The organism is Streptomyces sp. TLI_105 (assembly GCF_900105415.1).
Lineage (GTDB): Bacteria > Actinomycetota > Actinomycetes > Streptomycetales > Streptomycetaceae > Streptomyces.
Genome location: NZ_FNSM01000001.1, coordinates 1,016,246 through 1,031,058, shown reverse-complemented (window position 1 = coordinate 1,031,058; position 14,813 = coordinate 1,016,246). Strand labels below are relative to the sequence as shown.

The window sequence follows — 14,813 nt, the reverse complement described above, 5'->3', positions numbered from 1 at the left end:
CTACTCGATGTGGGGAGGGGGAGAGGGGGAAGGTCTGCTCGGGGCAGGGACGAGCGGTGTCCGTCCCGAGGGCCGGAGTCTTGTCGGCCGCGCGTCTCTCGGGCGATGCGGGCTCCCCCAAGAGCTGGAGCCGGTCCGGGGGAGAGCCCGCATCGCCCGTGTCGTACGTACGGGTCAGACGCCGCAGTTGGGCGCGGACCAGGATCGGCTGGTGCGTCCGTCCACGTGGGTGTGGTCGTCGTGGTCGGGGTAGCCGGGGCCGAAGATTCCGCCGAAGCCGTGGTAGCGGGCCCGCTGTGCCAGCGTGCACAGCGACGGGCTGCCGGTCAGGTCGGCGGCGTCACCGTACAGGTGCCGGCTGTTCGAGGCGCCGCCCACCGCGCTGTTGCAGGCGTACGAGCGGAATCCGCTGGTCACGGTCAGCGGCACGTCGCCCAGGGCGTGTCGCATGGCCTCCAGCTTCCACATCGTCCGCAGGCCGTTGGCCTTGGCCGTCGTGGCGCTGACCGCGCCACCGGACCAGTCGGAGTTGCACTTGTTCAGTTCGGCGTAGGTGAAGTGGACGGGGGTGCAGTCCGGGTCCTGCAGGGCGTAGATCTTGCTGAACGTCTGGGAACCCGCGATGCCGTCCGAGGGCAGCCCGTACGCCTGCTGGAATCGGGTCACCGCGGCCTTCGTGGCCGGGCCGAAGGCGCCGTCGACGGCGATGACCTCGCCGTACGCCGCATGTCCGGCCACGCGGATCTGAAGCTGCGTCACGTCGGAGCCCGACATGCCCTCGGACAGGGTGCGGCCCCAGGTGTAGCACTCGTCGGCCTGGGCGGATCCGGCCGTGGACAGCATCCCACCCAGCGCCGCCATCATGACCATGACAATCGAGAGGGCGAGTTGGATCGTGCGCCGAAGCATCGCGTCTCCGTCCTGAGTTCCGGTTCCCCGTCGAGGGGCTGAGGCGAGTGTGAGGTCTGTAAGCGGTGCGTGTCCACAACATCACCGTCTGCCACAGGATTAGACCTTCGGAACAACCCGTCTGCCGGTCGACGGTCGTGGCGACGCCGGTCGCGCACCGGGCCGGATGTGCGCCGTTCCGCAGAAACAGACGCACGCTCGGCCCGGTGTGTCGCGCCAGGACAGGTACTACATCTGCTTCAGCTCCCCGCGTACGGCCTCCGCGATGGCCGCCGTCGCGTTCTCCGCGAACAGGATCGTGTAGTGGTTGGTGTCGTCGACCCGGCGGGTGGTGATCCGGTCCGGGGAGAGGCCGCCCGCGGCCAGACGCCCCTCGTCGTAGAGTCCCTGAGGCTCGTTCAGCACTCCTCGCTCCGCCCACAGCATGGTGCCGCGCACCTCCGGCCGGCGGATGGCGGCCAGCGTCTCGGGGTCGCCGATGGGGCCCGCGCCGTCGGCGCGGACCGCCTCCAGGACGCAGCTGCTGCGTATCTCGGGAGGCTCGCCGGTCATGTCGCGGTCCACGTACGCCTGGACGTGCGGGCCCCAGTGGGCCGTGAAGGCCGGGTGCTCACGGAAGAGCGCGCGGTACGCGTCGCCGTCCGGGAAGGTCGTCCTGAGCCGGCGCATCGCCGGGCCGATGACCGACTCGATCACCTCGTCGATGTCCGCGCCGCCCGGAATCGGGAATCCGAGGCCCCCGTCGACGAGGACCACGCGCGGGAAGCGGTCCGGATGCCGCGCGGCGGCCACCGCGGTGGTGAAGGCCCCCAAGGAGTGGCCGACGAGCAGCGCCTGACGCAGGCCCAGGTGATCGAGGACGGCGAGGACGTCCTCGACGTGGGCGGGGATGCCGTAGGGAGCCGGCAGACCGGCGCTGCGGGCCCGGCCGCGCAGGTCCGGGGCGTACAGATCGATGTCGCCGAGCTGCTCGGCGACGGCGCCGAAGGACAGGCTGTTGCCCGTGATGCCGTGCAGGGCGATGACCACGGGCCCTTCGCCGGGCCAGCGGGTCACGGCGAGGTCGCCTCCTCGTACGGGGACGGCGAGTTCCTGCGGAGTACGCGTGGTCATGCGGACCTCTCCCATCTGATCGGTCTCCTGCTGCCCGGCGCGGCGACATCGCCCGCGGCCATGGAGACGGTCGGCACGAAGAGTGTCCCGAGAACGGGCACGGGATCAAGGCCTGTGCCCTGGCCGGCGGACGTCTTGGCCCGTGCCAGAGGCGAGGACGCGCTGCCAGGGTCCGGGTGTGTCTGGAGCCGGCCCCGGCATGCCCGCCCACCAGTCGAACGCCGTGAGGCGTAGTCGGCGCGGCGAGCACCTGCTGCACCGGGCCGAACCGGGGAGCCGGCGAACCAGGACACGGTCCTCTCCACGACCCGGCGGTGGCGGCCAAGGCGTTGCGAGGACTCGACGGAGAACGGCTTGGGGCTCGCAGAGAATCAACCTGTAGGTTCTGGTCCTTGGCACACCGGGTCGGCACGTTGCTCGTCCACGTGTTGTTCTTCTGCGAACCCTTGGCGCCGGACAGTTCCCATGCCTTGCAGTCGTTGTACGGCTCCTGATCCCTGCGCCGGCTCCGGCTCCGGCGCGGGGGTCACGGATCCCGGTGCCCGCCGGGTGGGGCTGCCCGGTTCTCGGCGGTGCCGGGTGGACCCGGCGAGGGCTCGCCCGCCGCGAGGTGCTCCAGGACCTCCGCCAGTTCCTGGCAGGCGCGGCGCACCGACCGGCGGGTCGCACGCTGCTCGGTGATGACGGAGGCGAGAAGCAGGGCGGTCAGGGCGGCGGAACCGTTGAACGCCTGGAGCTTGACCATGATCTCGACGTCCGTCAGGTGGAGGAACGCGCCCCGCCCGGAGGTCGCCTCGAAGGTGGTGAGCACGGAGGCGAAGAGGGCGCACAGCATGCTTCCGGCGAGCTGGAAGCGGAGCGCTGCCCAGATCAGCAGGGGGAAGACGAGGAAGAGCATGCTCATCGGGCTGAGCACGGCCATGGGCATGAGGACCAGGGTCGTCAGCCCCAGAAAGGCCGCCTCCTTCCAGCGCCGTACCCGGAACCGTCCGGCCGGCCCCGCGAGGACGAGCAGGAGGGGGGCGACGAGCAGCACCCCCATCGTGTCGCCCACCCACCAGGCCAGCCAGGCGGGCCAGAACTCGCTCTTGTCCAGGGAGCCCTTCGCCACCTGCAGTCCGACCCCCGCGGTCGCGCTGATCAGCATGGCGCCGAACCCGCCGAGGAAGACCAGGGAGAGTCCGTCCCGCAGCCGCGCCATGTCGCGCCGGAAGCCGGCCCGTCTCAACAGCAGGAAGGCGCAGAGCGGCGCGACGGTGTTGCTCACCACGGTGACCACTGTGGTGGGCCCCGGAGTGGTGAGGGAGGCGATGACGAGGAAGGAGCCGAGGGCGATCCCAGGCCAGACCCGCGCGCCGAGCAGCAGCAGGGCGGCGACGGCGACGCCGGTGGGCGGCCAGATGGGGGTGACCACCACGCCTTCGACGACGAGGCGGCCCATCAGGCCGAGTCGTCCGGCCGCGTAGTAGCAAACCGTCACGGCCAGCGACATCAGAGCCGCCTCCGTAGAGGGCCGGAACTGCCGAATATCCAACACGTCAGCCATCAGACACCGGCCGGGCCGCCACGACCGGGCAAGGACCCCTGCGTGTCGGGCGCCGCCGTACGGCACGGGCCCGGGCCGGTCCGAGGACCGAACCGCCCCGAGGACCGAACCGTCCCGAGGCGAGCCCCCTCCCCTCACTCCTCGGCCGCCGACCGGGCCGGACCGCCGTCATGGCCGACGACCAGGACGGCCGCGTCGTCCTCGTGCCCCACCGTGGCCGCCAGCTTCATGACGGCGGTGGCGAGCGCGTCGACGTCCAGCCCGGCGACGGCGGTGATCCCGGCGAGCCGCGTCACCCGGTCCAGACCCTCGTCGACGTGGAGCGAGGGCCCCTCCACCACCCCGTCGGTCAGGAGGACGAAGACACCGTCGGCGGTGAGCCGGTGGCGCGTGGCCGGGTAGTCGACGCCGGGGAGCACACCGAGCGGAGGCCCGCCCTCGCTGTCGTCGATGCCGGAGCGGCCGTCAGTGGTGGCCCAGATGTAGGGGATGTGACCGGCCCGGGCGCACTCCAGGGTGCCGGCAGCGGGGTCGAGCCGCAGGAAGGTGCAGGTGGCGAAGAGGTCGGCGCCCAGAGAGATCAGCAGGTCGTTGGTTCGACCGAGCAGCTCTCCCGGGTCTCCGGTGACGGAGGCCAGCGCGCGCAGTGCCACGCGGACCTGTCCCATGAAGGCGGCGGCCTCGATGTTGTGCCCCTGCACGTCACCGATGGACATGCCGATCTGGCCGCCGGGCAGGGGGAAGGCGTCGTACCAGTCACCGCCGACGTTGAGCCCGTGGTTGGCGGGCTCATAGCGGACGGCCAGCCGGGCGCCCGGAAAACTGGGCAGCTCCGAGGGCAGCATGCCGCGCTGCAGGGCCACGGCGAGCTCGACACGGGAACGCTGCGTCTCGGCCAACTCCCGCGCCTTGGCGGTCAGCGACCCGAGCCGGACCAGAAGGTCCTCGCTGCTGTCGGCCGGCCGTCTGCGGAACATCGATCACTCCGACGTCACGACAATCCTCGCATCAGTCCGTCCCGTCTCCAGCACGCGGGACCACAGGGGACCACCTCGGTACGAACAGGTCCTTCCCCACTCTGCCCGGAGGGGACGGCGTCCGCATCTCATCGGCGGAGAACGCGGTGGATCCCAGCGGGGCCGCCCCGCACCGCCGGAAACGGACAGCGGTTCGGCGAGATCGAAGGCATCGCCCCGCCCCTGACCTGCGTCCGGACCGAACAGGCCGACGCCGCGCGACTCGCCCGGCGGTCACCCGCCGCACCCGGCGCCCCGGCGCCTGCCTGACCTGGCGGCAAGGCACCGGCGGCCCCGGGACGCCGGGCATGACCACGAACCACACCCTCGTCCCCAGGGCGCGAAGCGTTCTGCGCCGGTCCTCCTCGCCGTCGGCGCGGCCGTCGGCCTGCTCGACGCGCTGCCGGGCGCGCCGGCCGGTCTCGCGGGCGCCGCTCAGCACACCTTCCGGTAGGGGATGCCGGGCAGGTACGTCCGCCGCTCGGCGGGCGAGAGCGTCCCTCCGGCGCGGCGGCACACCTCGGTGACCGCCCGCGCCGGGTCGATGTCGTATGTCTGGACGGGGACGCGCGCCCCGCCGCGTGGCGGACGTACCTGCCCGGCATCCCCTTGGACAGGCCGCCGGACAGCAGCCCGAGCGGCGTGCGCAGCCGCCCGTCCCACACCGTGATGCCGGTCCTCGAGCCGATCACGGCGGCGCGGTCACCGGCGGGGCTGAAGACGGTGCGGCACGCGCAGTTCTCCAGCGCGGTGCGCTCGTGGCCGTTTCCCGTGGTGCGGACGAGGGCGCCCGTGTCCGTCAGGACCGTGCCGCCGTCAGAGGAGACGGCGGCACGGGCTCCGTCGTCCCCGTCCGCCCCCTCGTTCTTCCCCCGGTTCAGCACCCGCAGCTTCGTGCCGTCGGCGGCGTCCCGGACCGTGCTCGCGCCGCCCGAGTCGTCCATGGTCATCAGGGTCCTGCCGTCCGGGCTGAGCGCGAGACCGGTGAACGCCATGTCCTCGGACGGGACGGCGATGTCCATGAGGCTCCGGTTGCGGGTGGTGTCCCACACGGTGATCCGGGTCGGTCCGCCGAGGACGTCGGCCGTGCCCCGGCCGAAGGCGAGGAGTCGCCCGTCGGCGCTCAGCGACATCAGCACGGGGGAGTCCACCGAGGTCCCGCCCGTCGGTGCCACCGGGACGGTGGCCAGGCGCCGCCCCGTACGACCGTCGAGGAGGGAGACGCGGCCGGCGCGGACGACGGCGACACGGCCGTCGGCGCTGTGGACGGCCTGTGTGGCCGTCCGCTCCTGCCACGACGAGTCCAGGGCCCGGCTCACGTCGAGGCCACGCACGGTCCGGGTGCCCTGGGGGCTGCCCGTGGTGTAGCGCAGCACACGCGTCTGTGTGTCGATGCGTACCTCCTCGGCGACCGGGTGCCGGAAGACCGGGCCGTGGGGGCGGTCCAGGCGCCACAGGAGGACGTCGCCCGAGCCGACGCCGGCGGCGAACCTCCCGTCCGGGCTGAAGACGAAGTCCACGGGAGCGGTCTGTTCGAGCCTGGGCAGCTCCTTGCCGGAGGAGACGTCAACGCGCCGGAGGCCGTGCCCGTCCTGGATGGCCGGCGCGCGCCCGCCCGGGGTGAACCACGGGACGCCCTCCGCCGCGCAGGACGGGCGGACGGTCCAGGCGGGGTCCGCGCGCAGGTCCCAGAGCCGCGCCCCGCCCGGGGTACACAGGGCGAGCAACCGTCCGTCGGGCGAGACCTGACGTCCCAGGGCGGAGGCGTCCTCGTCGAACGGGGGACGGTAGGTGGCCGAGACCCGCCGGGTGCGCAGGTCCCACAGGGTGACCTCGTTCGCTTCCGTGCTGATCAGAGTGCGGCCGTCGGAGCTCAGGACCGACGACTCCGCCAGAGCGCCCGGCGGGGCGAACGGCGGCAGCTCCGGCTGCGCCGGCGCGCCCAGCAGGGCCGAGCGGGTCTCCGGCGCACGGCTGAGCTGCCAGGCGGCCACGCTCAGGCGCAGCGCGGTGCGAGGCCCGGACGGGCGGTGCACGCCTGGCCAGGAGTGCCCTTGGCCCTCAGCTCGAGACGGCCTCGGCCCAGCCGCGGTTGACGGTCTCTCTTGCCTTCTCCCTCTGCGCCTCCGTCGGAAACGTCGGCGTGCCCTCGACCGTCGGCAGTTTCTCCGCGGCGGCCTTGTCGAGGGTGCCGTCCTTCTCCATGGCGTCCATGAGGACGGGGCGTGCATAGGCGCCGAGCCGGAGGTTCTGGCCCTCCGGGCTGAAGACGTACTCCTGCCACAGACGTGCCGCCGCGGGGTGCGGAGCGTCCTTGTTCACCCCGTTCGCGTAGTACTGAGCGAAGCTGCCGTCGAAGGGGATGGCGGTCTGCCAGTCGACGTCCGTGCCGTTCTCGCGGAATTCGTCGGCGTATCCGAGGTTGAGGAAGTCCCAGTCGATGCTGATCGGGGTCTGGCCCTTCGCGATCGTGGCCGGGGTGGATTCGACCGGGATGAAGTTGCCGTTCTTGCTGAGCTCGGCGAAGAAGTCGATGCCGGGCTGGATGTCGTCGAAGGAACCCCCGTTCGCCAGGGCCGCCGCGTAGACCGCGGCGAAGGCGGAGCCGGAGTTGGTGGGGTTGCCGTTGAGGGCGACCTTGCCCTTGTACTCGGGCTTGCGCAGGTCGGCGAAGGTCGCGGGGCAGGTCTTGACGCGCTTGGCGTCACAGCCGATCGAGATGTAACCGCCGTAGTTGTTGTACCAGCGGGCCCGGTCGTCCTTCTGTTCCTTGGGGATCTCGTCGTACGCGGCGACCTTGTACGGAGCGAGCAGGCCCTGCCGTGCCGCGGACTGCGCGAACGATCCCCCCGCGTCGATCACATCGGGGGCGCGGCCTCCGCCCCTGTGCTCCTTCAGGGCGTTGATCTCGTCCTGGCTGGTACCTTCCGGGCTCTCCACCATGACCTTGATCCCGTACTTCTTCTCGAAGCCGTCGATCACTGCGCCGTAGTTGGCCCAGTCGCTCGGGAGCGCGATCGTGTGGAGCGAGCCCTCTTTCTTCGCCGCTGTGGTCAGTGCTGCCATGCCGCCGGCGTCCGCGGCGGAGGTGGCCACCGCGGGTGCTCTGGGCGCGGTGGGGGGCTTGTCTCCGCAGGCGCCGAGGGGCGCCGCGAGGACCAGGCAGGCGGCGACGGAGGCTGTCCGGAGACGAGGTGCGGGCACAAAGGCTCCATAACGGGCGGTCGCGTACTGATCGAGGCCAGCGTACGTTCGGCGGCCTCGGCAGCGCAGTCCCAGACGGTGGTGTCCGCTGTCTTCCCTGCGGCTGCCGTACCGGCGCGTTCTCAGAACCCCTCGTCGTCCCACCCGGCCAGGAGCGCCTCCCCGAGATCCATCGCGGGCGGTGCGGACCCGTCGTGGAGGGCCTGCTCGCTCCAGATGATCTTGCCGCGGGCGGTGTAGCGGGTGCCCCAGCGCTCGGCGAACTGTGCGACGAGGAACAGGCCGCGACCGCCCTCGTCGGTGGCCTCGGCCCGGCGCAGGTGCGGGGAGGTGCTGGACCCGTCGGAGACCTCGCAGATCAGGCTGCGGTCGTACAGCAGCCTCACCCGGATGGGATCGGTGCCGTAGCGGATGGCGTTGGTTATCAGCTCGCTGAGGATGAGTTCCGTGGTGTAGGCGATGTCTTCCAGGCCCCAGTCCGCCAGGCGGCGGGCGCAGGCGTTGCGCACCGGGGACACCGCCGCGGGGTCGGGGCGCACGTCCCACTCGGCGATCCGCGCCGGGTCCAGTCGGCGGGTGCGGGCGACCAGCAGCGCGACGTCGTCGCTGGGCCTGGTGGGCAGCATCGCGTCGATCACCGTGGTGCAGGTTTCCTCCGGGGTGCGGGCGGGCCCGGCCAGGGCGGCGCGCAGCGCTGCCAGGCCCGCGTCCGGATCGCGGTCGCGGCTCTCGATCAGCCCGTCGGTGAAGAGTGCCAGCCGGGAGCCTTCGGGCAGGGTGACCGTCATGGTCTCCATGGGCAGGCCCTCGCCCAGGCCCAGCGGCGGGGAGACGGGCACCTCGGGGAAGGACACGGTTCCGTCGGGGCGGACCAGAGCGGGGCCCGGATGCCCGGCGGTGGCCGCCGTCACCTGCCCCGAGACGGGATCGTAGATGGCGCACAGGCAGGTGGCTCCGGTGATCCCCTGCCACTCCTGCTCGTCGATGTCGATGTGGGCGACCAGCTCGTCCAGGTGGCTCAGGAGTTCGTCCGGAGGCAGGTCGAGGGTGGAGAAGTTGTACACGGCGGTGCGCAGGCGGCCCATGGTGGCGGCTGCGTGGAGACCGTGGCCGACGACGTCGCCGACCACCAGGGCCACCCGGGTGCCGGGCAGCGGGATGACATCGAACCAGTCACCGCCCACACCGGCCTGGGCAGCCAGATAGCGGTGCGCGACCTCGACGGCGGACTGCTCCGGTACGCCCCGGGGCAGCAGGCTGCGCTGCAGGGTGACGGCCATGGTGTGCTCGCGGGTGTAGCGGCGGGCATTGTCGACGGCCAGTGCCGCCCGGGCGGTCAGCTCCTCGGCGAAGGACACGTCCTCCTCGTCGAACGGCGGGGAGTCCTGCCCCCGCCAGTAGCCGGCCATCCCCAGCACCACGCCCCGGGCCCGCAGGGGCACGGCGATCAAGGAGTGGATGCCGCGGTCCAGGATCTGCAGGGCGTTGGCCGGGTCCTGGGTCCGCCAGCGGTGGGTGACGCGCAGGTCCGCCTCCAGGACCGCACGGCCGTCGGCCAGCCCGACCGCCATGGGGCTGGTGGGAACGAACCGGATCAGCTCGCCGACGGGGTAGAGCGGGTGGTCGCCCTGAAGGCCGACGGCGGCGGTGCGGCGCATCTCGGTGCTCGCTTCGGTCGGCTCCTCGCCGCGCAGCACCGGGTCCAGCAGGTCGACCGTGACCACGTCGGCGAACCGCGGGACCGCCACCTCCGCCAGTTCCTCCGCAGTGCGCTCGACGTTCAGCGTCGTTCCCACCCGCACCCCCGCGTCGTAGAGCAGCTTCAGCCGCTCGCGGGCCACCTCGGCCCTGCCGGAGAGCGCCCGCAGCTCGGTGGTGTCCCGCAGCGTGACGACGGTCCCGGCCTGCCCGTAGGGGGCGGTGGGCCGGATGTTCACCGACAGCAGTCGATCGGCTGCCATGTGCAGCTCGTCGGTCGCGGAACGGCCCGATGCGATCGGCTCGGCGATTCCCTCCTCCAGACCCAGGTCCGTGACGGGGAGGCCTTCCGCGTCCACGGGCAGACGCAGCAGCCGCCGCGCCTCGTCATTGGCCAGCAGCAGCCGTCCGCCGCCGCCGATGATCAGCACGCCCTCTCGCACCGCGTGCAGCACCGCGTCGTGGTGCTCGTACATCCTCGTCATCTCGGCCGGTCCCAGGCCATGGGTCCGGCGCAGCAGCCGACGGCTCACCAGAGCGGTTCCGCCCGCGGACAGGGCGAGCACCGCGGCTGCACTGCCGAGGACGACCGGCAGCTGCCGGTTCACCATGCTCTGCACGTTCTGGACCGTGACCGGGGAGGAGACGATGGCGATGACGCGGCCGTCGGAGTCCTTGACGGGGACCACCGATACCACGGACTGCCCCAAGGACCCTTCGAAGGTCTCGGTGAAGGATTGGCCGGCCGCCGCCTTGGAGAAGGGGCCGACGACGTGCTTTCCGATCTGCCGTGGGTCGCTGTGGGCGAGGGTGACCCCGGAGAGCGTGTACACGTTGATGCCGTCGACCCCGGCGATCTTCCGGGCCGCCTCGGCGCTCGGCTGTAGCACTGCGCTCGGATGGGGGCTGCGTAGGGCCGCGACGATTCCCGGAGATTCCGCGAACGTTCCGGCGGCGGCGAGCGTACGGTGCCGGGCGTCCACCATGCCGGCGCTCCGGGCTTGCACCACGAGCGCCACCACCGCGGCGGCGACGAGCAGCACCACGACGGCCAGCTGCAGGAGGAACACCTCGCCGGCCACGCTGCGCACGCTCAGAAGGGAGGACAGACGCTGCGGCCGCCGCGCCCTTCCCTCGGGGGGCCGGGCGTGCTCCTGACGCTCCTGGTGGCTTCCTGAGGGGGGACGCCGAGGGGGAGAGGAAGAGCTCGTGGTCGAGCCGAGCAGCCGACGTCGGACGTGTCCAAGTAGGTCGCTCATACTTTATTTTCTAACCTCTACGGGCCGTCGGCAGCGGGGAGCGACGGTCGCCGAGCCGGCGATCCGGGCCCCTTCCGCAGAGCGAGGGTGTGGCGCGGCGCGTGGGGGCGCGGGCGGGATCCGGGCCGCCGCCGCGCCGATGTGGATCCCACGCCCACACGCCGTGCAAGAAGTCATGCCGGTTCAGGAAAACGGAGGGCGGACGGGACGAGCTCAACGACGTGCCGGCCGCCGTTGCCGCCCTGCTGCGCTGAGCCGGCCACCGGCGGCCGGGGGCGTTTCTCTCGGCTCGGTCCTCGCTACGGCGCGCTTCGCGCCGCGGAATGCCCATGGTGTCCGGATAATGGATGGAACGGCGAGTGGAAGGGGACGTCTCGTGCCATCGGCTCGGCCGGGGGGTGAGGAGACCCACGGCCCGTTCTGGTCCGAGCCGGGGACGCTGCTCGAGCACGTGCCCGTGGCCGTCTTCGGCCTCGATGACGGGGACCTCGTCTGTTACTGGGGGCCCGGCGCGCGGGACCTCTTCGGATATGACGCCACCGCCGTCCTGTCGAGGCCCGGCGCCGTTCTCTTCGCCGACGGGCCCCGGGGCGCCCCCGATCCGTGCGCCCGGCTGACCGAGCGGGGCCGGACCCAGGGTTACTGGAGGGGGCGGCTGCCGGCCCGGCATCGTGACGGCACCGTCTTCGACTGCGGCTTCCGGGCCTTCTCCGTGACCGGATCCGGCGGACCTTCGGTGGTGATGGTGCTGGCGAGCCGTAGTGACGAGCTCGATCGGGTCAAGACCAACCTCGCCTTCCTCGACGCCCTCTTCGAGACGTGCCCCATCGGTCTGGTCATGCTCGACCAGGACCTCCGGTACGTCCATCTCAACCAGGCGCTCGCCGACATGGACGGTCTGCCGATCGAGGCCCACCTCGGGCGGCGTATGGACGAAATCATGATCATGTCCGACGGTGGTGAGTACCAGCGCATGCTCCGCGGCGTCGCCCTGGGCGGAGCACCGGTCGTGGGGACCCTGGTGGGCATGCGTCCGCGGGGGCATCCGGACCGTGACCAGGTGCGGTCGGTGAGTTTCTTCCCCCTGAGCCAGGCGGTCGGCTCGCGCCCCGGAGTGGGCGGGCTGATGCTGGACGTGACCGACCGGGAACAGGCCATCCTGGAAGCCACCGCCAGCCGTCGACGGCTGGCTCTGCTGGACGGGGCCTCCACTCGCATCGGGACCACCCTGGACGTGAGCGTCACCGCCCAGGAGCTGGTCGACGCTTCCATGCCGGACTTCTGCGACGGCGCCGTGGTCGAAGTCGTGGAGTGGATGGACGAGGCAGAGGACTTCGACCTGGCGCGACCGCTGTTCACCCGCAGGATCGCCTCCGGGACGATCCTGCCCCCTCCGGCCACCGAACTCGTGAGCGGGGTGGAGACGGTGCGGTATCCGCCCGGCTCCGTCATCCACGACATGCTGAGGACCGGTCGCGCCATCTCCGCCGTGGTGGACGAGGAGTTCCTGGCCCGGACCGTCCTCATCGAGTCACGCGCACAGCTCTTCGCCGAGAGTGGGTTGGCCTGCGTCCTCGTCGCCCCGCTCATCGCCAGGGGTACGGTCCAGGGAATCGCCATGTTCGGCCGGTCCGCGGGCCGGCCGGCCTTCACCCGGGACGATGTCAGCCTGGCCGGTGAGCTCGCCTCACGGGCTGCGATCTGCCTGGACAACGCCCGTCTGTACAGCCGCGTCCAGGACATCGCCCTCACCCTGCAGCGGGCGTTGCTGCCCAGCGCGTTGGCGACCAGCCCGTACGTGGACGTGGCCCACCGGTACGTACCCGGCAGTCGGATCACCGAGGTCGGCGGAGACTGGTACGACGTGATCAGCCTGCCCGACGGCCGAGTCGCTCTGGTGGTGGGCGACGTGATGGGGCACGGTGTGTCGGCCGCCGCCGCCATGGGCCGCCTTCGTATCACCACCAAGGCTCTGGCCAGGCACGACAGCGAGCCCGACGACCTCCTCACCGAGCTCGACGCATGCGCCCAGGAGGCCGGCATCGAGCTGGCGACGTGCCTGTACATCGTCTACGACCCGAAGAGCGGAGGAGCCCGCATCGCCAGCGCCGGCCACCCCCCGCCCCTGGTACTCCGGCCGGACGGCACAGTGGAGACCATCGACGACGTCCTGGGAGTCCCTCTCGGCGTCGGCGGCTGTCCTTTCCGGACGATCGAGATCGAACTCCCCGGAAACGCGAGTCTCGCCCTGTATACCGACGGCCTCATCGAGACACGAGGCGCGGACCTCGAGGTCGGTCTGAAGGCATTGCGCGCCGAACTGGGCAGGGCCCCAGGCCCGTTGGAAGCAATGGCGGACCGCATCCTCGCGAGCCTGCTGCCCGCCCCGCCGGCCGACGACGCGGTTCTGGTCCTCGCCCGCGTCCGCCGCGCCCATTGAGGAGGCGTCGAGTCCGGTGTGTCTTGGCAGCCGCTGCAGCGCTCGTGTACAGCTCCGTTCAGGACAGCGAGCCTGGCTCGTCCACCCGCTCGACACCGTGGTGCGCGTCGACCGGCACCGAGCCGCCGTACCGGCCCTTCTGGGGCTGGCCGGCGGCCTTCAGTACCTCCAGGCGCCCGCGCGCTCGGCGCCCTTCCAGGCACCGGCCGCACGGGCCGCCGTACGCAGCTGCTGGTAGGCGGCCGGCGAGAGGCGGGCCCGCAGCGGGTCACGGCGAACCATGACCACGTCGGCCAGGCGGCCGACCCGCGCGTACCGTTCGCAGACGAAGGTGGCCGGTTCCTCGTCCGGTCCCCAGGCGGACTCGGCCTCCCGCAGGCCGCGTTCGGCCCACCCCAGGGCCTCGATCGTGCGACCCGCCGCCTCCAGCTCCCTGGCGATCAAGAGGTGGGTGTGGCCGTTCGGGGCAAGGTCCGCCGCGTGGATCGCGACCAGCACGTCCACGCTGCCGCCGTCCGTCTTCAGGAGACGTTCCATGAGGAACTTCTCCGCCCACCCCTCAGGGTTGGACGCCAGGCGGCCGCCACCAAGTCGCGCACCCGGGCCATGCCCGGCTCACCCAGCACCTACCGGTAGTCGAACAGGCCCGTCCGCGGCGTCGTCGGCGTCGTCCAGCAGGTGGCCCACGAGCCACTCGGCGGTCTCCACCGGATCGGGCCGGGCGGTCAGGCAGGCCCTCCAGGTGGGCCTCGGCCAGGCCGTTCGCGACGTCCTCGATCAGTCCGTCCGAGTCGGCGATCTCCCCGTACGTCAGCCCCAAGGCCCGCAGGGCCTCGCGGGCCACCTCCACCGCGTCGGCGGCCCGGCCGCTCGCCGTCAGCGCCCGCAGGGCGGTGACCGCCTCCGCCACCTGCTGCCCGTATGCGCGGGCGTCGGCGTACTCGACGTATCCGTAGCGGGCGAAGGGACGGGTGTCGAGGGGGCTCAGGATGCGCTCCCGGGCGATGCCGGCGTCCTCCCCGGCGGCGGCCGCACGCAGCTCGAGGCGGCGGCGCAGGTCACGGTCGCCTGCGAGCTGTTCCCGTACCAGGGCGAGCAGTTCCTCGCGGGTACGGAACTCCAACCGGGCGTCCAGCAGCCGGGTACGCGACGCGGCGGCCGACCGCTGTCGAGGCACGGATTCGGCCTGCCCCAGGACAGCCGGGCCCACCGCCACACAGTGCTTGCGGAAATCGCCCTCCCGCCCGTACGGGCAGTCGCACCACAAGCGCGCCGGGGGCGGACGTCCGCGTACGCGTCCCGACCACCTGGGCGGAGACAAGGCGTACAGCTCGCGCCGTAACCGCCGCTATCTGCGTCGGCGGCAGATCAAGCACACCATCCCCGAGCGGCGGGGCCAGCGAGCCCACCATCGGTGCCGGGGCAGCACCGGAGGCCGGCCGGTCGGCTTCGACCGGCAGATGCACAGGCGCCGCAACGAGGTCGAGCGGATGATCAACTTCCTGAAGCACTCACGCGCTGTGGCCACCCGCTATGACTGTGAGGATGGCGGTGCCGTCTCGGCGGTGGTCGGACCCGCGCTACGACTGACTGTCAGATGTCCTGCGTCTTGATCTGTCGACCACCGT

At 71.9% G+C, this 14,813-nt stretch carries 10 protein-coding genes and 1 pseudogene; 2 read left to right on the top strand and 9 right to left on the bottom strand.

Features of this window, described 5'->3' with window-relative positions; translation table 11 throughout:
- Positions 1-174: 174 nt before the first annotated feature.
- From BLW86_RS04765 to BLW86_RS04735, 7 genes are all read right to left on the bottom strand, one after another.
- A complete protein-coding gene (locus BLW86_RS04765) occupies positions 175-909 on the bottom strand; it encodes a D-Ala-D-Ala carboxypeptidase family metallohydrolase (protein WP_093872843.1) in 735 nt (244 codons plus the stop codon).
- 228 nt (positions 910-1,137) lie between these two features.
- A complete protein-coding gene (locus BLW86_RS04760) occupies positions 1,138-2,022 on the bottom strand; it encodes an alpha/beta fold hydrolase (RefSeq protein WP_093878496.1) in 885 nt (294 codons plus the stop codon).
- 526 nt (positions 2,023-2,548) lie between these two features.
- Positions 2,549-3,568 (bottom strand): MASE1 domain-containing protein, encoded by a 1,020-nt coding sequence (locus BLW86_RS04755; RefSeq protein WP_093872842.1) that lies wholly within the window; start codon positions 3,566-3,568, stop codon positions 2,549-2,551.
- A gap of 134 nt (positions 3,569-3,702) precedes the next feature.
- The gene (locus BLW86_RS04750; protein ID WP_093872841.1) at positions 3,703-4,545 is read right to left on the bottom strand and encodes a PP2C family protein-serine/threonine phosphatase; all 843 of its coding nucleotides are present in this window, start codon (positions 4,543-4,545) and stop codon (positions 3,703-3,705) included.
- A 128-nt stretch (positions 4,546-4,673) separates the two neighbouring features.
- On the bottom strand, positions 4,674-6,620 hold the full coding sequence (locus BLW86_RS04745) for a WD40 repeat domain-containing protein (RefSeq protein ID WP_093872840.1): 1,947 nt from the start codon (positions 6,618-6,620) through the stop codon (positions 4,674-4,676).
- Positions 6,621-6,645: 25 nt separating this feature from the next.
- Positions 6,646-7,788 (bottom strand): ABC transporter substrate-binding protein, encoded by a 1,143-nt coding sequence (locus tag BLW86_RS04740; RefSeq protein WP_093872839.1) that lies wholly within the window; start codon positions 7,786-7,788, stop codon positions 6,646-6,648.
- A gap of 122 nt (positions 7,789-7,910) precedes the next feature.
- Positions 7,911-10,577 carry a SpoIIE family protein phosphatase gene (locus BLW86_RS04735; RefSeq protein WP_093872838.1) on the bottom strand — a complete coding sequence of 889 codons (2,667 nt, stop codon included), beginning with the start codon at positions 10,575-10,577 and terminating at the stop codon, positions 7,911-7,913.
- Between the two features lie 544 nt (positions 10,578-11,121).
- Between BLW86_RS04735 and BLW86_RS04730 the strand changes: the two genes are divergently transcribed.
- On the top strand, positions 11,122-13,185 hold the full coding sequence (locus tag BLW86_RS04730; protein WP_093872837.1) for a SpoIIE family protein phosphatase: 2,064 nt from the start codon (positions 11,122-11,124) through the stop codon (positions 13,183-13,185).
- A gap of 159 nt (positions 13,186-13,344) precedes the next feature.
- Here the strand turns inward: BLW86_RS04730 and BLW86_RS04725 are convergent, their stop codons facing one another.
- Together BLW86_RS04725 and BLW86_RS04720 are read right to left on the bottom strand one after the other, a co-directional pair.
- A complete protein-coding gene (locus BLW86_RS04725) occupies positions 13,345-13,722 on the bottom strand; it encodes a hypothetical protein (protein WP_093872836.1) in 378 nt (125 codons plus the stop codon).
- A 22-nt stretch (positions 13,723-13,744) separates the two neighbouring features.
- Entirely contained in the window at positions 13,745-14,362 is a 618-nt protein-coding gene (locus BLW86_RS04720; RefSeq protein ID WP_143060221.1) for a hypothetical protein, read from the bottom strand.
- 100 nt (positions 14,363-14,462) lie between these two features.
- Here BLW86_RS04720 and BLW86_RS04715 point away from each other — a divergent pair.
- Positions 14,463-14,798: pseudogene (locus BLW86_RS04715) on the top strand (IS5/IS1182 family transposase); the annotation flags it as partial.
- Positions 14,799-14,813: the final 15 nt, after the last annotated feature.